15 protein-coding genes are annotated in these 20,806 nt (G+C 39.2%); 4 read left to right on the top strand and 11 right to left on the bottom strand.

What is annotated here, in order from left to right:
* Positions 1–92: 92 nt before the first annotated feature.
* The 10 genes from GA0116959_RS02930 to GA0116959_RS02885 all read right to left on the bottom strand — a co-directional run bounded on the left by GA0116959_RS02930 (position 93) and on the right by GA0116959_RS02885 (position 14,438).
* Entirely contained in the window at positions 93–680 is a 588-nt protein-coding gene (locus GA0116959_RS02930) for a tetratricopeptide repeat protein (protein WP_053578751.1), read from the bottom strand.
* Complete coding sequence (gene metW, locus GA0116959_RS02925) at positions 677–1,270, bottom strand: methionine biosynthesis protein MetW (RefSeq protein ID WP_053578750.1); 594 nt, start codon at positions 1,268–1,270, stop codon at positions 677–679. The genes GA0116959_RS02930 and metW overlap by 4 nt, the downstream gene beginning before the upstream one ends.
* Positions 1,270–2,430: a homoserine O-succinyltransferase MetX gene (gene metX / locus GA0116959_RS02920; protein WP_092718244.1), complete on the bottom strand. Its 1,161-nt coding sequence runs from the start codon at positions 2,428–2,430 to the stop codon at positions 1,270–1,272. Before metX ends, metW begins: the two co-directional genes overlap by 1 nt.
* A gap of 96 nt (positions 2,431–2,526) precedes the next feature.
* Positions 2,527–4,224: a 2-isopropylmalate synthase gene (leuA, locus tag GA0116959_RS02915; protein WP_053578748.1), complete on the bottom strand. Its 1,698-nt coding sequence runs from the start codon at positions 4,222–4,224 to the stop codon at positions 2,527–2,529.
* A gap of 268 nt (positions 4,225–4,492) precedes the next feature.
* Positions 4,493–5,602 (bottom strand): alpha-hydroxy acid oxidase, encoded by a 1,110-nt coding sequence (locus GA0116959_RS02910; protein WP_092718241.1) that lies wholly within the window; start codon positions 5,600–5,602, stop codon positions 4,493–4,495.
* A complete protein-coding gene (locus GA0116959_RS02905; protein ID WP_092718238.1) occupies positions 5,599–6,282 on the bottom strand; it encodes a Fe2+-dependent dioxygenase in 684 nt (227 codons plus the stop codon). Before GA0116959_RS02905 ends, GA0116959_RS02910 begins: the two co-directional genes overlap by 4 nt.
* Positions 6,283–6,396: 114 nt before the next feature.
* Positions 6,397–8,622, bottom strand: coding sequence for a catecholate siderophore receptor Fiu (locus GA0116959_RS02900; protein ID WP_092718512.1), 2,226 nt, complete (start codon positions 8,620–8,622; stop codon positions 6,397–6,399).
* A gap of 370 nt (positions 8,623–8,992) precedes the next feature.
* Complete coding sequence (locus GA0116959_RS02895) at positions 8,993–9,676, bottom strand: Fe2+-dependent dioxygenase (RefSeq protein WP_092718235.1); 684 nt, start codon at positions 9,674–9,676, stop codon at positions 8,993–8,995.
* Between the two features lie 106 nt (positions 9,677–9,782).
* Positions 9,783–12,083, bottom strand: a complete 2,301-nt coding sequence (locus tag GA0116959_RS02890) for a TonB-dependent receptor (RefSeq protein ID WP_092718232.1) — start codon at positions 12,081–12,083, stop codon at positions 9,783–9,785.
* A gap of 213 nt (positions 12,084–12,296) precedes the next feature.
* On the bottom strand, positions 12,297–14,438 hold the full coding sequence (locus GA0116959_RS02885) for a TonB-dependent receptor domain-containing protein (protein WP_092718230.1): 2,142 nt from the start codon (positions 14,436–14,438) through the stop codon (positions 12,297–12,299).
* A 283-nt stretch (positions 14,439–14,721) separates the two neighbouring features.
* On the opposite strand from GA0116959_RS02885, the gene tig reads away from it, so the two are divergent.
* The 4 genes from tig to GA0116959_RS02865 all read left to right on the top strand — a co-directional run bounded on the left by tig (position 14,722) and on the right by GA0116959_RS02865 (position 19,094).
* On the top strand, positions 14,722–16,056 hold the full coding sequence (tig, locus tag GA0116959_RS02880) for a trigger factor (RefSeq protein WP_092718227.1): 1,335 nt from the start codon (positions 14,722–14,724) through the stop codon (positions 16,054–16,056).
* A 190-nt stretch (positions 16,057–16,246) separates the two neighbouring features.
* Positions 16,247–16,852 (top strand): ATP-dependent Clp endopeptidase proteolytic subunit ClpP, encoded by a 606-nt coding sequence (clpP, locus tag GA0116959_RS02875; protein WP_053578741.1) that lies wholly within the window; start codon positions 16,247–16,249, stop codon positions 16,850–16,852.
* A 27-nt stretch (positions 16,853–16,879) separates the two neighbouring features.
* Positions 16,880–18,190, top strand: a complete 1,311-nt coding sequence (clpX, locus tag GA0116959_RS02870) for an ATP-dependent protease ATP-binding subunit ClpX (RefSeq protein WP_092718225.1) — start codon at positions 16,880–16,882, stop codon at positions 18,188–18,190.
* Positions 18,191–18,380: 190 nt separating this feature from the next.
* Positions 18,381–19,094 carry a DUF2846 domain-containing protein gene (locus GA0116959_RS02865; RefSeq protein WP_092718222.1) on the top strand — a complete coding sequence of 238 codons (714 nt, stop codon included), beginning with the start codon at positions 18,381–18,383 and terminating at the stop codon, positions 19,092–19,094.
* A gap of 69 nt (positions 19,095–19,163) precedes the next feature.
* Here the strand turns inward: GA0116959_RS02865 and GA0116959_RS02860 are convergent, their stop codons facing one another.
* Complete coding sequence (locus GA0116959_RS02860) at positions 19,164–20,690, bottom strand: fumarate hydratase (protein WP_092718219.1); 1,527 nt, start codon at positions 20,688–20,690, stop codon at positions 19,164–19,166.
* Positions 20,691–20,806: the final 116 nt, after the last annotated feature.

Here is a 20,806-nt window from a genome sequence, read left to right as displayed (position 1 = left end):
GATCTTTAAAATTTGCTTAATTTTACCTGAAATAGCGATTTAACATCAGGCAATAAAAAAGCACCCGAAGGTGCGTTTAAAATGCGGCAGAATTACTGCGCTTGAATCCATTTATCGGCACGATCACGCGCGGTACGAATTTGATCTTGGGTCAAATTGGCAGCCAAAGCAGTTTTTTTGCCTTCAGATAAAGAAATCACTTTATTGTCCAACATGCCATCACGGGCAGACAGCTCATACCACTGATATGCACCCATATAATTTTTCTTTTGTTCTTCCATCATTGCAAGGTTGAAACTGGCACGATTATCACCATGACTGGCTGCTTTTTCAAAATATTTACGGGCTAAGCTTTCATCTTTTCGAGTGCCTACACCATCTGCAAGCATACGACCGACATTGAGTTGTGCCGCAGAAAGACCCTGATCAGCCGCTGCTTTGTACCATGCAAAAGCTTGTTTTTCATCCTGCTGAATATCTTTGCCATGTTGATATTTGGTGGCTAAATAAAACTGCGCACCTGCTTGACCTGACTTTGCTGCTTTGGTTAGGCTGTTAATATCCATCACAGAATATTGCGCAGCTTGGCTCGAAACAGAAGGGGCTGGTGCAACATAATCTGCATGTGCTTGAATACTAAAAAGTCCCACCAATAGCGTGCTTAATAATATTTTTTTCATAGTGCGCTCACTCGATAAATTGCGACTTCACCAAATAGATTCGGGACATGTTTACTGAGTAAACTACCTTGCTGATCCCCATTCACGGCGAGTCGGTTAATAATCCGAATATTGTTTTCAGCACAGAGTGCTTCAAAATCACGGAAAGTACATAAATGAATATTGGGTGTGTTGTACCACATATACGGTAAAGCATTAGATACAGGCATCATTCCTTTTAAAGCCAAGAATGAGCGCGTTTTCCAATACGCAAAGTTAGGAAAAGTAATAATTGCCTGTTTTCCAACACGCACCATATCACGCAATAATACGTCTGGTGCTTCTACAGCTTGCAAAGCTTGTGCCATAACCACATAGTCAAAAGACTGATCTGCAAAGCGGCTTAAACCCAAGTTTAAGTCTTGTTGGATAATATTTAACCCTCGACTGACCGCAATTGCAATCTTTTCTTGATCGATTTCTAACCCGTATGCTCGAATATTGTGCTTTTTACCCATGTGGGCCAATAATTCACCATCGCCACAGCCTAAATCGAGGACACTCGAATCAGGTTTAATCCATGTTTCTGCAAGTTGATGATCAATACGCATTACACAGTCTCCTGAGGGGTCGACGCAAGATGTTCTACACCGCCTAAAAATGCACGCAATGATTTAACGTAGAGTGGAATGGGAAACAGGAATGAGTCATGACCTTGTTCTGCATCAATATCGACATAACTCACAGGTTTATGATTGGTAATCAGTGCATCGACAATTTCTTGAGAACGCTGTGGGGTAAAACGCCAATCTGTAGTAAATGACACCACCAAGAAACGACATTGAGTATTTGCCATTGCTTTGGTTAAAGACAGCTCATATTCACGCGCGGGATCAAAATAGTCCAAGGCTTTGGTCATAATCAGATAGGTGTTGGCATCAAAGTTACGACTAAATTGCTCGCCTTGGTAACGCAAATAACTTTCGACCTGAAATTCAACATCGAAACCATACATAAATTTGCCTGACTTTAAGTCACGACCAAACTTTTGTTTCATGGCCTCTTCAGAAAGATAGGTGATATGACCGACCATCCGTGCCAAAATGAGGCCACGTTTTGGATAGCTATCATTTTCTAAATAACGGCCATTATGGAAATCAGGATCGGATAAAATGGACTGACGTGCCACTTCATTAAAAGCAATATTTTGTGCAGACAGTTTCGGTGCACTGGCAATAATCACACAGTTTTTTAAACGGTCTGGATAATCCACCGACCACTGCATCGCTTGCATGCCCCCGAGTGAGCCTCCAATGACCGAATACCAAACATCAATCCCTAAGCGGTCTGACAGCATGGCTTGAGTTTTCACCCAATCCCGTACCGTGACCAAAGGAAAGTCTGGCCCATAAGGACGATTGTCATTCTCAGGATTGGGCGAGATAGGGCCTGTTGAACCACTACAACCCCCAATATTGTTTAAGGCAACCACGAAAAATTTAGAGGTATCAATTGCTTTACCTGGGCCAATACAGGCATCCCACCAACCTGGTTTTTTATCATCTTCATGATGATAACCTGCTGCATGATGGTGGCCAGATAATGCATGACAAATCAAAATTGCATTGGATTGATCTGCATTAAGTGTGCCGTAGGTTTCGACCATAATTTCAAAACGTGGCAAAATGCGGCCACATTCGAGCTCTAACGGCTCTTCAAATGAAAACTTTTGTGGAATAACTAAGCCCACTGAGTCAGCTGGAAAAGACACAGGAATAATTCGCCTTAAATCTTTAGAATGTATAAACAAAAGGATACCACTTGCGGGTATCCTTTCTAAAGTCTTTTTATTGCTTAAGCATGTTGATTAAACTGCTGCTGCTACGACTTGCTCGGTACTTAACACGCCTTGTTCAATCAATCGGTTGGTACAGGCAATGATTGCTTCGATAGAAGACGTCACAATGTTGTCATGAATCCCTGCACCGAATGCCGATTTACCCGTACCTTTGACTTGAATTTCAATTAAAGCTAAAGCTTTAGCATGTGCACCTGAACCAATGCTACGTTCTTCATAACTCAACACATCAATTGGCAACTGAAGTGCATTCAAAATAGCTGAAATTGGACCGTTACCTTCGCCTCTTAATTGCTGAGTTTCACCATTTACCTCAACATCAAGTTCAATCACTTGATTACCATTGTCATCTGACAATCTGTAATTTTTCGCAGAATAATGTGCATCTTTGGTGGCCACGTAATGTTCTTTAAATAAGGCCCAAATATCCTGTGCAGTCACTTCTTTGGCTTGTTCGTCCGTGACTTGTTGAACCGCTTGTGAGAATTCGATTTGTAAACGACGTGGCAATACCACGTTATAATTCGATTCTAATAAGTAGGCAATACCGCCTTTACCCGACTGTGAATTGACCCGAATCACGGCATCATAGTCACGACCCAAGTCTTTTGGATCAATGGGTAAGTAAGGCATATCCCATAATTCTTGATTCTTTTGAAACTCAAAGCCTTTCTTAATCGCATCTTGATGCGAACCAGAGAATGCGGTGAAAACCAAGTCGCCTGCGTATGGATGACGCGGATGCACAGGCAAGCCCGTACATTCTTCAATGGTGGCAATAATTTCATTAATATTTGAGAAATCTAAGTTAGGTGCCACACCTTGGGTATACATGTTTAATGCAATCGCAGCGACATCCACATTCCCAGTACGTTCACCGTTACCAAATACGCAGCCCTCAACACGATCTGCCCCTGCCATCATTGCCAATTCAGAAGCGGCAATACCACAACCACGATCATTGTGACAATGGACAGAAATAATGACACCATCACGACGTTGAAGATTACGGTGCATCCATTCGATTTGATCGGCATACACATGTGGGCCTGAAACTTCAACAGTAGCAGGCAAGTTTAATATAACTTTATTCTCTGGAGATGCTTCCCAAATTTCAGTGACTGCATCGCAGACATCTTTTGCCACTTCTAATTCAGTCGCGGTAAAACACTCTGGGCTGTATTGAAAAATCCAATCTGTGGCAGGGTACTGTGCAGCATATTCTTTTACTTTTGTCGCAGCATTGACCGCTAACTGTTTTGCGCCTTCGACATTTACATTTAATACTTTTTCACGGAAGGTCGGTGAGTTTGAATTATAGATATGCACAATGGCACGTTTTGCACCCACTAAAGATTCAAAAGTACGTTCAATTAAGTGATCACGTGCCTGAACCAAAACTTCAATATAAACATCGTCTGGAATATGATTTTCTTCAATCAATTTACGTGTGAAATCAAAATCAACTTGTGATGCAGAAGGGAAACCAATTTCAATATGTTTAAAACCAATTTTGACCAACATTTGGAACATTTTGAATTTTTGTTCAATATCCATAGGTTCAAAAATAGCTTGGTTACCGTCACGTAGGTCGGTGCTCATCCAAATCGGCGCTTGATTGATTTCATTATTTGGCCATTGACGATCTGGCAAATCTACACGTTGGTACATGCGACGATATTTTTTACTTGGATCAGCTAACATCATGAGGTAATTCCTTGCGTAGTCTTGATTGCACGTATCTTGGGTAAAGGCAACTTATACTTTATAGATTGTGTCTATTGGTTCAGTTTACAAGTATTTTCAAAGGATTTTGCTTAAAAAAGCATAAAATTATAGGCTGTGATAGTTGCTCATAATTTTAAACTCGAACCTGCTTGTAAGAGGTTTAATCTAGTATTTATTCTAAGATAGATATTTTGAAAATACTTTTCTTAATTTGCACTATTAAGCTAAATTAAGAAAATTATTTTCTTTAAATTGTTCTATTTTGATAAATAAAATCAGAGTTGATCTCCTTGATGCTTGCTGTTCCCATTAATGCCATGGTTATTTCAAATTCTTCTTTTAAAATTTTGAGCACATGCGCGACGCCTAAAGCACCTGCAGTGGCTAATCCATAAATGTAAGGACGACCAATGAGTACGGCAGAAGCACCACAAGCCAAGGCTTTAAATACATCCGTTCCACGACGAATTCCTCCATCATAAAGCAGTGGAAAATCGACAGGTACGACCTTTTTAATCAACTGCAATGCGCTAAGTGGGGAAATACTGGTATCTAAAACACGCCCACCATGATTGGAAATAACGAAGCCTTTTACGCCTATATCGAGTGCTTTTTTTGCATCTAAGGGATGTAATATCCCTTTTAAAATGACGGGTAAATTCGTATTGGCGATGATAAATTCAATATCGGACCATTGGGGGGCTATCTGCATTAAGCCATTGAATACAGGATGTTGATTTTCAGAAATTTTGGGCAGGGGAATGTGTGCCGGTGTATGTGGGTGTTGCATTTCAGCGGGTAACTGAAAATTTACTCGACGTTCACGATCACGAATCCCAGTATGTGGTGAATCAATGGTAATCACGAGAGCTTTAAAGTGGTGTTGTTCTGCGAGTTGAACCAAAGCCAAAGATTTTTTACGATCACCCTGCCAATACAGTTGAAACCATTTAAGTGGATTTTCTTTTTTGAGACGACGTAAATCGGTATTGGTAAATGTACTTAACACCAAATTACTGCCTAGTACTTCAGCTGCCAACGCTGAAGCTATTTCTGCTTCAGGATTAAAGAGTTGTTGATGACCGATTGGAGCTAAAAAAATAGGGTGGGGAAAGGATTGTCCTAAAATTTCACAGTGCGTATTGCCTTGGGTGAAGTCATTTAAATGCCTTGGAATTAACTGAATCTTCTTAAACTCATCAAGATTGTTACGCACACTGATTTCATCCATGGCACCTCCTTGTAAATAGTGCCATGTATTTTCAGTGAGATGCTTTTGTGCTTGCTGTTCGTAATCGGCAATGGTTTGTAAATACGCGGGAATATGGGTAAGTGGAGGCAGTGGTTGAGCACTCATAGATCGCCCCATTGACGTAATAAATTATGATAATGACTGGTCAAGCTAATCATTTCTTCGCTATCCCCGAGCTGTTGACGTAATTTTAGAATAGTCATATCGAGGTTAAATAACATGCTGCGTTGCCCATCATCTTTCACCATGCTTTGTAGCCAAGTCACAGCGGCAATACGTTTTCCTGCAGTCACTGGTTCAACTCGGTGTAAACTTGTCGAAGGATAAAGGATTGCATCACCTGCATCTAGCTTGACTTCGTGGCTACCGTAATGGTCTTCAATGATTAATTCGCCACCTTCATATTCATCAGGTTCAGATAAAAATAGCGTGATAGAAACATCGGTACGAATACTGTGCCCCAAAGCTTTGGAATATTGCACAGCATTGTCAACATGATTGCCATAACTCCCATTTTCTTGGTAACAATTGAACAAGGGTGAGAGAATATGCTTGGCTAAGCCTGCTGATTGTACCAAAAAGTGTTGTTGTAAAGTATGTGATATTACTGGAGCAATATCTTGATAAATAAGACTATTAGTATCAAGTTGTAGGTTTTTTTTAATTTTTTGAGCCTGACTGCCTGCACTTTGATGTCCTTCTATCCATGAATGACTGGCATCTAATTGTTGACGTAACTCAGCCACTTGCTGTTTGGTCAAAATTTGTGGAATATGTAACATCATCAGGCTTACCAACTGTTCTTGAATGGCTTTGACTCAAAAATAAAAATGTAGCGTGTCAGTTATAACACACTACATTTATACTCATTTTTTTCAGTTTAATTAAGCTAAAGTCGCTTAAAATTTATAATTAAACGTCAGTGCAGCTGAACGAGGTTGGCCTAAGACCACACGACCACCGCCATTGTTTAAGGTACTGATATAGTCTTTGTCTGCCAAGTTATATACATTTAAGTTGACTGAAGCATTTTTATTGATGGTGTAGCCTGCCATTGCATCAAAGACGACATAACCTGGAATGCCTGGCATCTGAGCAGGAGCGGTATCTGTTGTTACAACACGTTTTTGTTCATCTACATAACGTGCGCCTAAGCCCAATTTAAAGCCAGAAATATCATAAGTCGACCATAAGCTTGCAGTCCATTCTGGTGACCAACGTTCTGCTACCGTTGTTGCTGTTGCAGTACGTTGATTTAACTGTTTCACTTTCATGTGCGCGACACCCGCTGAAATATTCCATGCGTCAGTGATTTGTCCTACAGCACTCAGTTCAACCCCATCGACACGTTTTTTACCTTCTTGTACTGAGAGTTGAGAAATAGGATCAATGGTGAACTGATTTTCATTTTCTGTACGGTAGACTGCACCATTCAAGGCCAATTTACCTTGCAGTAAATCCCACTTAGTTCCTATTTCGTAATGGTGTGTTTCTTGAGGTTCGGCAGCTGAACTATTTGCACCTGTTTCTGAAAGTGCAAAATTTGCACTTCCTGGCGGAGTCAGTGATTTGGCATAGGAAGCATAAACGCTGCTAAATGACGTTGGTTTGTACAAACCGCCTAATTTCCAGCTAACTAAGCTGTCATGGGCGCCGAATTGAGATGGAACCAAAACACTGCTACCCGATGGAAGTGATAAGGCATCATATTCGGTATCATAATAATCAACACGAACACCGCCATTCAGTTGGAAACGTTCACCAAATTTAAGCGTATCAAACAAATAAGCAGCGGCTGTTTCTGATATACCATGAGTATAACCACCGTTATACATCAAAGCAGGAACTGCCTCATTACGATTTGGGTGATAAAGATTTGCCCAAGACGTTACCGCAGTTTGGCCTGGCATTTGTGTCGCTAAAGTTTTTGTATCTTGTTCTTCTTTTAAAAACTCTACGCCTGCAACTACATCATGTTCAATGATCCCTGTTTTGACATTCCAGTTTAGTGTAGTTTGGTTGGCTAAAATTTTATTTTCTTGGTCAACCCCTTGACGAGAGCGATTGACTTCCCAGTTGTTAGGATCATTGGAATTATTGGTTCTGAAACCGCTTGAACCAGTATTTATACCGGTTAAAACACGATTCATGCTGGTTTTACCCAAACGAGTAAGATTGGTCAGTTTTAAATTTTTTGTCAGATCACTTTCAATTTTAGCGCTAAACATGTCTGCATCGACATCTTCGTAGTCATTGGTATTTCCATAATAATTTTCACGGTTGACTTGAGGTGCTGAAGCGAAAGCTGAATTGGCATTAAAAAAACCTTTCATCCCAATCGTGGGAATACCGCCATCTGGAATATTACGTTGACGTACATGTTGCGAATATAAATACAAACGTGTAGCTGAATCGAGGCCAAAGGCAATTGAAGGCGCAATGGCATAACTGTTGTTTTCGATATAGTCACGCCCTTCAACACCACCTTCTTGACCCATGGCATTCAAACGAACAGCCACACCATTTGCAATCACTTGGTTAATGTCGGCAGCAAGACGGCCATGTTCAGCGGTATTATAGGTTGCAGAAACTTCATTTGAATTTTGAGTTTGTGGAAGTTTACTCACCAAGTTGATATAACCCGAAGCTGATCCACGGCCTGCTTCTGCACCAGAAGGGCCCTTAACCACTTCAATTTGTTCTAGGTTAAATACATCACGTGTTACAGCCCCTAAATCTCGAATACCATCGACATAGGTCGACGTTTGAGTAGAGAAACCGCGCATTTGGAAGGCGTCACCCGCACTAGTATTGCCATTTTCACCAAGTTGTAAGGTAATTCCTGGTGTATTACGCAAAGCTTCAACCAATGAGGTCGCGCCTTGTTCTTTTAATAATTCTTTTTTAATGACTGAAATGGTTTGCGTGGTATTGACGAGGGGTTGGGTATATTTTGCTGAGCTGACTACATCTGCTTTATATTTATTTTCGGATTCTGATTTTATTGAAATCGTGGGAAGTTGAGTGACATTTTCTGTTGTTGCATGAGCCATAAGCGGTAAAGAAGCGGCTAAAGCAACCAATTGAACAGTTCTGTTATGTTTACGGCTTTTAATCTGTGCCATGGTCATTAATCCCAATGATTATAATAAGTCAGAATTCCATTACTGAGATGCCAATTTTTTATTCAACAATCTAGCAGTAAAAGTGAAGATATTGTTATGGTCTGTAACAATGATGCGAATTCTATTGATAATAGTTATCATTAACAATGTTATTTTTGATTGTAAGCTTAATTTTACAGTGGAAATAACACTTGAAAGTTCTGTATTCATTTGACAAAACAATGGGATAAAATGAAAAATAAACTAATTTTATGAAACAGTTAGACCAAATAGTCAAAAAATAAAAATGTGAAAACACCTTATATAGTTGAAATATAAAATATATCTAATAAGTTAATTTAAAAATATTAAATAAATTGAAAAATGTAAGTTAGAGTTCTGCCCATTTGCGCATTAAATTGTGATAAAGACTGGTGAGCTGAATCACTTCTGTATGTTGATCACCCAATTGGGTACGCAAGGTTTGAATGGTCTGATCTAAGTTAAACAGTATGTGTCGTTCTGCATCATCACGAATCATACTTTGCAGCCAAAAAAAGGAGGCCATTCGACAACCTGAGATGACAGGGCTTACTTCATGTAAGCTGGTCGAGGGATATAGAATCATGTCGCCAGCAGGTAATTTAATTTCATGATAACCATAGGTGTCTTCAACCACCAAATCACCACCCTCATATTCTTCTGGTTCACTTAAAAACAGCGTACAAGATAAATCCGTACGTAAACGATCATTGCTGCCGCGAATACGACGAATAGAATTATCGACATGAAAACCAAAAGCTTCACTTTTTTCATAACGATTGAAAAGAGGTGGAATAATATCTAAAGGAAGCGCTGCTGATAAAAATAAAGGATGTTGTCCCAAAGACTCCAAAATAATATTGCTGAGATGATGCGTAACCGGATGGTCTTCAGAGAGTTGTTGGTTCTGTTTGACTGTTGCTGAAAGCGTGCCTGCTGTAACTTTTCCATTGACCCATTCAACTTTTGCCATTTCTTCACGAAAATATTGAACTTGCTCTTTACTCAGGACATTTGGAATATGATGGATCACGGCAGCACCTTTGAAGATATAAAGATTGTCTTGATAAAAATAGCCTCATGATGAGGCTATTTAAAATTAAACGCCATCAAGGATTGATGGCGTTTTTAAGCAAGTTTTAGTATTTGAAGTTTAATGACAATACTGCGCTACGGCCTTCTGCTTCAGTTGCATAATGTGATGCATACGCTTTAGTAAAGTAACGTTCGTTAGACACATTGTTGACATTGAGTTGTAGATCCACATTTTTATTCACGTTGTAACGTGCCATGGCATCATAACGGACATAGCCTGATACATATTTGGTATTGGCCGCATCACCATAGACTTTGTCCATTGCAATTGCACCAACGCCTAAATTGAGTTGCGGAAGTACTTGATACGTAGTCCACAGCGTTGCACTGTTTTTAGCCACATTTTGAACTTGGTTTCCGTTCGTTGGGCTTGGTGCATATACGGCAGGTTGACCTGATGCAGCAGTATTTACAAATCCAGCATCAATAATTTCACTGTCTAAATAAGTATAACCGAGTGAAAGCGCCCATTTATCTGTAAGATTACCATTAGCACCAAGTTCAATACCATCAACACGTGTTTCACCAATGTTACGTGTAAAACCATCCGTATCCAGTGCGCGTGTATTTTCTTTTTCTGTTCGGAAAATAGCTGCTGTTAAATTCAACTTAGCATTCAGCACATCCCATTTTGTGCCAATTTCATACGTTTTAACTTCTTCAGGTTTTAAATTATTAATAGCTCTAGATTGCGCGTCCGTTGTATTTCGCCCCGGAACACTTACACCTTCTGAGCCATCACCCGCATCGACACCTACAGGATTTGCAGAAGTCGCATAGCTCGCATAAATACTACTATTTTCAGTAGGTTTAAATGTTAAACCTGCTTGATAGTTAAAGAAATCATTGCTTGATTCATAAACTGTACCTGCTTTGATCAAATTTGCACCTGAACCTGAATCTTTATTATATGTGATATCAGTGTCAAACTTATCCCAACGAACGCCTAGATCTAATAACCATTGTGGTGTGATTTCAATATTATTTAATGCATAGATAGATTGTGTTTTAGATGAAATATTGGTTACGTTTGGATTGGCGCTGACATTCCCTAACCAAGCGTCTTTAGCGTTAGGATTATATGCATCTGTACACCAACCATTTGAATTCGCTAAAGAACAAGAATTTGTTGCTCCACTACCGCCGATGCTCGATGTATTTGGATCAGTAACAATATTCGTGCCACGATCAGATTCTTGTTTGCTGTATTCAGCACCCACATTGAAACTGTGCTTAAGTGAACCAGTATTTAATTTACCTGCTAAAGAAAGTTGATCTGTGAAACTATCTGTACTTGTTAGATTAGTATTCACACGACGCCAAACTTCACCATTTGCGATATTTTTTTGGCTATCATCTGGTTGAGTCCAAAGATAATTGTTATCTGACTTGTTATATACGGCCATATTACGCAACGTAATATTTTCAGTGATATCGTGCTCTAGTTTAATCGTTCCGCTTTGATTTTCTTGTTTTTGAAAATCACGATCTAACCACCCGTAGTAAATACCTTGTTTGGCATTTAAAGGTTTTCCTGTAGCGGTATTATCTGCTGAATTCCAATATGGCACACCTGAGTCAGGTGTATCGTCCGATTTTAAATAGTAATAACTTAAAGTTGCACGAGTCGCTGTGTCCAAACCAAAAGTAATACTGGGTGCAATACCAGCACGTTTATATTCAGCACCATCAGTTTGCCCAGCTTTTTCATTCTGGTGACCTAATACTGCAACACGAGCTGCAATACCATTTCCAAAATCTTTATTGCCATCTAAAGTAATGCGTTGATAATTGTCTGTACCCGCACCAACTGAGCCTTCTAAGGCGTCACCTTTTTTAGCAACTTTAGAAATCATGTTGATGCTACCACCAGTCGATCCTGCACCACCCATGGCTGATGCCGAACCTTTGGTCACTTCCACTTGTTCTACAGCAAACATTTCACGATTTTGTGAAGTGGCATTCCGTACGCCATCTACATACATAGAACTTTCAGAGTTATAACCCCGAATAAATGGACGATCACCATTAGGATTACCACCTTCGCCCGCACCCAAAGTAATGCCTGGAACTGTGCGTAATGCATCGCTTAAAGTGGTAACTTGAGTATCGGCAATTAATTGTTTAGAAATAATTGAAACTGATTTAGGTGTATCTAAAAGGGGAGCCACAAATTTAGAATTGGCAGATTGGTCTACTTTTAAACCTTGTTCAGCGATGGCTTGAGTTTGAATAGTATCAAGTTGCGTGACTTCTTGTTGTGCGAAAGCATTTCCCGCCATCACAGAAAGTGATGACATAATTGCAGATGATACGATTTTTTTGCGCGTTTTAATGAAGGCCATTTCTAACTCAAAAAGTGTACTGTGAAAATGTATGAAAATAATAATGATTCTTGTTTTTTATCCCTATTGAATTGAATTGAAATTGACGATTCTGAATAAGTACTTAAATGGGGGATTGAATGAAACAATGTAACTATTTGTAATTAAGTCATTGATTATATTCTTATATAGGAAAACCCCGCATAAGCAGAGTTTTTTATGGGGATTTTGGATTTAGAAGTCGTAAGATAGAGAAAGCCAATAATTACGACCTGCTAAATATGTACCTGACATACCAGAACCAATCGATAGGTATTTATAGGCTTGTTGTAAATCACCATTTAAATCGTAATAATCTAAATATTCAGTAAAATCTTTATCTAACAGGTTATTTACTGCGGCATTAATACGAACCTTGTCATTGAGCTGATAACTCGTTCCTAAATTAAACAAGTTGTATCCTGAAAATTTATTATCTGTTTGTTGTTTGATATCAAGTGCGCCGCCAGTTGGTGTTTCTAAATAGCGTGGACGTCCTGATTGATATTCGTGTTGTAACCAAATATCAAGTGCTTCATTAATATGCCATGTCGATGTCAGACTAAATAAATGTTTAGCTGTTGACTCTAACGCATAGCCTTTATTGGCACCTTTCGTAATTTCAGACTCTGTAAAAGTATAAGCTGCTTTGACATCCCATTCAGGAATAATTTGATACCTAAGAGATGTTTCTAGACCATAAATTTCTGCTTCATCTGCATTAAAGTTTTTAGTATAAGAGGTCACTGTATTGCCTAAATTTGAGCAATCATTGGTATTACAGACAAATTCTTCAGAAACGATTTTATCTTCTACAATATTGAAAAAAGCAGTTGTATTAAAATCTAAACTATCAGAATGTTGATAATTCAATCCAAGTTCATAATTAATGGATGTCTCAGGTTTCAAGTTAGGATTACCTAAAGACGGTGTTGTCCCTTGACCGCTGAAATTAATGATACCGTTATGTAATGATTTTGCTGAGGGTGCTTTGTAGCCCGTGCTAACACCGCCTTTAAGCGTCAATACATCCGTTGTATTCCAGACTAAATAAGCACGTGGGCTAAAATGTCCACCAAAACCTGAATGATCTTCGTAACGGCCACCAAAGGTGAAATGTAAGTTATCTAACAAACTCCATTCATCTTCGGCGTAAAAAGAGAAAGAATCTTTATCGAATTTTGCTCCAATTCCTGCAATATCATCTGCATTCTCTGCTTTTTTATATTCTGCACCTAAAGTGAGCTTATGATTATCTAGTGTGGTAATTAAATGACTATCTGCGACAAAATCAGTATTTTCTAATTTTCGATCGCGACCTGCATCCGCATTATTTGGAAAAGTATTGCTAGGAATGGTGCGACCAATGGTTTCAGTTTTGGTTTGGCTTACATATGTTTTCCAAATTCCAAAGTCATAATTACCATCATGGCCCAAAGAATATTGCTCTCTATTGAATTCTAACTCATCCTGATAACCACGTGCACGACTAGGTGTATCTTGTGTACCTAAACGGTCATTTTGATTGCTATAAGTTTGATTAGAATGAAAGGCATCTGCCCAGAATGAGTTTTCATCATTAAATGAAAAGTGTAATTTACCACCAATATCGTAATTTTCAGCAGCATTTGGTCGAGGGTCACGTGAAGTTGAGTCCTTTACAACTCGCTCTGATCGTTGACGATCAAGATAACTTCCTCTGAGCTGTAGTCCTAAGCGTTCATGAACTAGTGGGCCATTTAATAAAAAACTGGTTTTCCAAGAATCAGCTTCTGCATTACTTTCCATCACATTTCCACTAAGAGTGACATTCCCATTCCATTCATTGCTGATTTTTTTGGTAATAATATTAATCACACCTCCCATTGCTTCAGAACCATAGCGTGTTGCCATTGGACCACGGATCACTTCAATACGTTCAATTGCAGCAAGAGGAGGGAGGAAATTATTTGAGGTTTCACCAAACCCATTTGGTGTCACATCAGAGGATGTTGTTTGGCGACGCCCATCAATTAGAATTAAGCTATAGTCATTACCCAAACCGCGCATTTTAATATTGAGTCCAGATGTTTTGCCAACGCCAGAACGAATATCAATGCCAGGAACGTCTGAAAGCAAATCAGCAATACTGGTTGCATTTTTCTTTTCAATATCTTCTTTTGTCACGACACTTATACTTGCAGGAGCATTCTTAATGTCTTGTTCAAACCCCGCAGCGGATACCACAATCGTTGAAAGCTGATGCGTAGAGGACTCTGCTTCAGTATTTGCAAAAATAGAAGTCGAGGTCATTCCTAGAATAGCGAGGCTAAGCGGGCGAAGGTTGAACTTACTCATAAAATAGAATTCCGTAGTGGACGAGATAAATAATTGAAAACAAATAAAATACAAAAAACATCATAATACTAATGATAAACTTTATCATTTGCAATAAAACATGTACAAAAGTGCTAAAGAACAATTAAAAGAAGGAAAATTTTTTATATAAATAAAAAGTGGACTTTATTGAGGAACAAAGCAAAAATAGGGGTTAAATCATCCAGCTTTGTATATCTTTCATTGTTGTCATATAATGTGGCACTTTAAAAATTGCAATTACTATTTCTATATCGAGGAAGCCATGCAAGTAACTTCTGAAGCGGTTTCGGGCGTTGCCCGTCGTTTAAATGTATCTGTACCGACGAGCCGTGTGAACGAGCAATTTGAAGCCCGTTTAAAACGCACTGCTAAAACTGCGAAGATCAACGGCTTCCGTCCAGGTAAAGTGCCTTTAAATGTGGTACGTCGTGAATATGGCGCAGGCATTTATCAAGAAGTTGTGAACGATGTTATTCGTGACACAGTGTTTGAAGCTATTCAGCAAGAAAAAATTAATGCTGTTGGCATGCCAAATATCGACAAAGTTGAAAACAAAGACGATGCTCTTGTTTATGAAGCAACGGTAGAAGTTTATCCAGAAGTTGAAGTTAGCGCATTTGATGCATTGGAAGTGGAACGTAAATCATCTGAAGTCAACGATAAAGATGTTGATCAAATGATTGAAAACCTTCAAAAGCAACGTGCAGCTTGGGCTGAAACAAAAGGCATGGCTAAAAAAGACATGCAAGTAACTTTTGATTTTGAAGGAACTGTAGACGGCGAGAAATTTGAAGGCGGAACTGCTGAAGATTTTAAACTTGTGTTAGGTTCAGGTCGTATGATTCCTGGCTTTGAAGATGGCATCGTAGGCATGAAGAAAGGCGAAGAGAAAGTGATTGATGTTACTTTCCCTGAAGACTATCAAGCTGAAAACCTTGCGGGTAAAGCTGCACAGTTCAAAATTACGGTTAAGCTTGTTGAAAAACAAAAGCTTCCAGAAATTGATGCTGAATTCCTAAAAATCTTTGGTCTAACTGAAGAAGAAGGCGTTGAGAAGTTAAAAGCTGACGTACGTAAAAACATGGATCGCGAAGTGAAAAATGGTCTTCGTAACCAAGTGAAATCTGCAACTTTTGATGCTCTTGTTGCTGCAAATGAAGTTGAAGTACCTGAATCAATGTTGGCTCAAGAAATTGATCGTCAACGTCAACAAATGATTCAACAATTTACTCAGCAATTTGGTGCTCAAGGTGCGCAAGCATTTGACAGCAGCATGCTTCCAGATGACTTGTTCAAAGAACAAGCTGAGAAAGCCGTTAAACTTGGTGTATTGGTCAGCAAAGTTTTAGCTGATTCAAAAATTGAAGTTGATCCTACACGTGTAGAAGCGTACATCAATGACATGGCTTCTTCTTATGAAGATCCAACTGAAGTGATTGAATACTTCAAAAATGACAAACAACAACGTGCTCAAATTGAAGCAGTTGTTTTAGAAGACCAAATTGTTGATCATATTTTAGCTTCTGCTAAAGTAACTGATACTGCAGTAAGTTATGAAGAATTGTTGAAAGAGCAACAAGCTCGTCAACAAGGCTAAGTTCTGCTGATTTAAAAAAGGCGCATCATGCGCCTTTTTTAATGTGTGAATTTGCATTTGAATTGACCTGACATCACAAAGTGGATATAAAAATATCTGTTATTTAATGGGGAATATTTTGCAATTTCGATCATTATCCCTCATATTGTGCCTATGAGTTAAGTAACAAAAACTTAGGAATAAATAGCATATGTATGTTCCAACAATTGATAACGCTTTAGTACCAATGGTCGTAGAACAATCGTCTCGTGGCGAGCGTTCTTTTGACATTTTTTCACGTCTTTTACGTGAGCGTGTCATCTTTTTAAGTGGTGAAGTGGAAGATAACATGGCCAACTTAATTGTTGCTCAGATGTTGTTTTTAGAAGCAGAGAACCCAGATAAAGATATACACCTTTATATTAATTCACCAGGTGGCTCGGTAACAGCGGGCATGGCGATTTATGACACAATGCAATTTATTAAACCCGATGTGGTGACATATTGTATGGGTCAAGCAGCCTCTATGGGTGCATTTTTACTCAATGCAGGTGCAAAGGGTAAACGTTACTGCTTGGAAAATGCGCGTGTTATGATTCACCAACCTCTTGGTGGTTTCCGTGGTCAAGCTTCGGATATTGAGATTCATGCACGTGAAATTCTGTTTATTAAAGAACGTTTAAACCGTTTAATGGCAGAGCATAGTGGTCAAGACTATGAACGTGTTGCCAGAGATACTGACCGTGACAACTTTATGACAGCACAGGCTGCCAAAGAATATGGTCTCGTGGATGAAGTGTTAAGCAAACGTCCATAATTTTTAGATATTGATATTGGAGTGAATATGTCCGAACATCCTCAAGGACAAAAGCATTGTTCATTTTGCGGTAAAACGCAGTCTGAAGTCGGGAAACTGATTGCAGGTGAGGACGCGTACATCTGTAATGAATGTGTGGACGTATGCTTAGATTTGGTCCAAACCAGTCAACAAGTTGAATCGAATGATTGGGCAACTAAGCCTTTACCTAAGCCACATGAAATTCGTGCTGCGCTCGATCAATATGTAATTGGTCAAGATGTTGCGAAAAAAACGCTTTCAGTTGCAGTGTATAATCATTACAAGCGTTTAAAAGTGACCAATACAGGTCACAAACCTGATGACGCAGTAGAGCTTGCAAAAAGTAATATTTTGCTTGTTGGACCAACAGGTTCAGGTAAAACTTTACTTGCACAAACTTTAGCACGTTTGTTAGATGTGCCTTTTGCAATGGCTGATGCAACCACCTTAACCGAAGCAGGTTATGTGGGTGAAGATGTTGAAAACATTGTACAAAAGCTTCTTCAAAAAGCAGATTATGATGTAGAAAAAGCGCAAAAAGGGATCATCTATATCGATGAAATCGACAAAATTACCCGTAAGTCTGAAAATCCATCCATTACCCGTGATGTATCAGGTGAAGGCGTTCAACAAGCATTATTGAAAATGATCGAAGGAACGGTTGCTTCGATTCCACCACAAGGTGGTCGAAAACATCCGCAACAAGAGTTCATCCAAATTGACACTTCAAATATCCTGTTTATTTGTGGTGGTGCATTTTCTGGTCTTGAAAAAATTGTGCAACAACGTCAAGAAAAAGGCGGAATTGGCTTTACAGCTGATGTGAAGAAAAAAGATGAAGGCAAGAAATTGTCTGATTTATTCCGTCAGGTTGAGGCGAATGATTTGGTGAAATTTGGTTTAATTCCAGAGTTTATTGGTCGTTTGCCTGTCATTGCTACTTTGGAAGAGTTAGATGAAGGCGCATTAATGCAAATTCTAACAGAACCCAAAAATGCTTTAACACGTCAATATCAATATTTATTTGATATGGAAAATGTAGATCTGGTTTTTGAAGATTCTGCATTGCGTGCAGTGGCGAAAAAAGCCTTAGAACACAACACTGGTGCACGTGGTCTACGTTCAATTTTAGAAAATTCATTGTTAGATACGATGTATGATTTACCAAGTCGTACAGATGTCGGTACAGTGATTGTGAGTGACGCTGTCATTAATGGCGAAGCAAAACCAGAACTTAAAACTGAGCGTCAGCCAAAAGTAGAGACGGAAGTTGCTGCTAAAGTAGATTTGAAGGTTGTAAACTCTAAATCTGCTTAACACGCTATTCGTCTGAAACGTGGGAAAACTCGTGTTTTCCCACGTTTTTTTATTTGAAAAAATAAAACTGGATGGTAATCTGAACCACGAGACGTGGACGTCTATATGCGGTTTAAATGTCGCAATTTAATATTGCAAAATCAAGTGCTCAATTTAGTACAAAAATAAAAATACGCGGTGAGGGAAAATCATGCGTGGAGTCTGTATTGCGGTCTGTGCAAGTGTTATTTTATGGGGTTGTCATGGTAAGACGACTATTGAACAAGCTCAAGTCACATCTACTTTAAAACCTATCGATACTGAACATGCACCAGGAATGATAGAACAATACCGCTTTGGTATGTTTACCATTGGCGGGTGGGTCAATCAAAACGTAGGACGGCATTTTCAATCAGTTCAAGCACAAAATACTCAAGCTGCGATTGTGTATATGTATCGTCCTGATACGAAATGGAATCGTCAAGAGATAGTGGCATCGAGTCTTTTTATTAATAGTGAGCGTATTCCGAGTTTACTCAATAATCATTATTATTGGATTGAACTACCTGCTGGAACGTATCGTTTATCCAGTAGTCGTCCTTTAGGGGTGCAGCATTTTCAAAAACCTAAATATCTCGACTTTACTGTTGAAGGTGGAAAATCCTATTTTATTAAATATGATGAGGAAAACTTAAATACTCGTCGAGAACTTTCTGGTCCTTTGATGCTGGTTCCTGAAAAAACAGGTTTGAATGAAATTGCATTTACCCAGTTGAAATCAGAAAGCTTTAACTTTGTCGCTCAAGATCAAAATACAGGGAAAGTGCGTAAAAAAGCGCAAAAAATTAAGCGAGAAAAATATGATCCTGCAGATGATGTGCAATTAATTAAACCATTCAAACTGTGGAATCCGTTGACTTGGTAAAATAAGGTTTAAGCAATAGAAATAAAAAAGCACCCTAAATGTAGAGTGCTTTTTTTGTGCTTAGATTAATTAAACTGCAGCAGCATCTACTACTGGAATTTTACCAATTTTCGCTTGCCAGATTTTCGGTGCTGTTGCATGAATAGAGGTTCCGTTCACATCTACGGCGACAGATACAGGCATATCTTCAACCACAAACTTGTAAATGGCTTCCATCCCTAAATCAGCAAAAGCAACCACTTCAGCTTGACGTACCGCTTTAGACACAAGATAAGCTGCACCGCCAACGGCCATTAAATAAGTCGCTTTATTGTCTTTAATGGCTTCAATAGCTGTTGGACCACGGTCTGCTTTACCGATCATGCCGTATAAGCCAGTTGCTTCAAGCACTTGGCGGGTAAATTTGTCCATACGTGTAGCCGTTGTTGGGCCAGCAGGACCAACCACTTCATCGCCCACAGGATCGACTGGACCAACGTAGTAAATGAATTTACCTTTCAAATCAACGGGTAATTCTTCACCTTTGTCGAGCATTTCACACATACGTTTATGTGCAGCGTCACGACCTGTGTAGATTGTTCCGTTAAGCAGTAATGTATCGCCTGGTTGCCAAGCATTCATTTCTTCTTGAGTGATGTTGTCTAAATCAACACGTTTAGAAGTGGATGAATCCCAAGTCACCGCAGGATAGTCAGAGAGTTTAGGTGCTTGAATATGTGCAATACCTGAGCCATCTAACTGGAAGTGCGCATGACGAGTTGCAGCACAGTTCGGAATCATACCGACAGGTTTACCCGCAGCATGACACGGATAATCTTTAATTTTAATATCTAGAACTGTGGTTAAACCGCCAAGACCTTGTGCACCAATACCTAAGGCATTAACTTTCTCAAAAATCTCCATACGAAGTTCTTCGATTTTATTTTCAGGCCCACGACGAAGCAGTTCGTCCATGTTAATTTCTTCCATGAGTGACTCTTTTGCAAGCATCATGGCTTTTTCAGCAGTACCACCAATACCAATACCCAACATACCTGGTGGACACCAGCCTGCACCCATCGTCGGAACAGTTTTAAGTACCCAATCCACAATTGAGTCAGATGGATTTAACATCGCCAGTTTAGATTTATTTTCTGAACCGCCACCTTTTGCGGCCACAGTAATATCAACTTTGTTACCCGGAACGAGTTTGTAGTGAATGACAGCAGGGGTATTGTCTTTGGTATTCTTACGACCAAAAGCAGGATCAGCTAAAACTGATGCACGAAGAATGTTTGAGTTTTCAAGATAACCCTGACGTACACCTTCATTAATCGCATCATCTAGGCTCATGGTTAAATCAAATTTAACATCTAAGCCCACTTCAAGAAATACGTTCACAATGCCTGTATCTTGGCAGATTGGACGATGGCCTTCTGCACACATACGGGAGTTAATCAGAATTTGTGCAATCGCGTCTTTCGCAGCTTGGTTCTCTTCACGATCATAAGCACGGCTCATCGCTTGGATGAAGTCTTGTGGATGATAATAAGAAATGAACTGAAGCGCATCTTTTACCGATATGATTAGGTCATCTTGCTTGATAATAGTTGTCATACAAATATCTCTTGAGCGGGCTGTTAGCTAGCGGGCTAAATTATAAGATAAAAAGCAAGTTTTGTGGGTGTTTTGCCCGATTTTTAAGTGAAAGTTTAAGGAAGAATTGGGTAAGT

Origin of the sequence: Acinetobacter albensis, assembly GCF_900095025.1 — a bacterium.
GTDB classification, from domain to species: Bacteria; Pseudomonadota; Gammaproteobacteria; order Pseudomonadales; family Moraxellaceae; genus Acinetobacter; species Acinetobacter albensis.
Note: the sequence above shows the minus strand (reverse complement) of the source record. Positions and strands in the feature narration are given on the sequence as shown.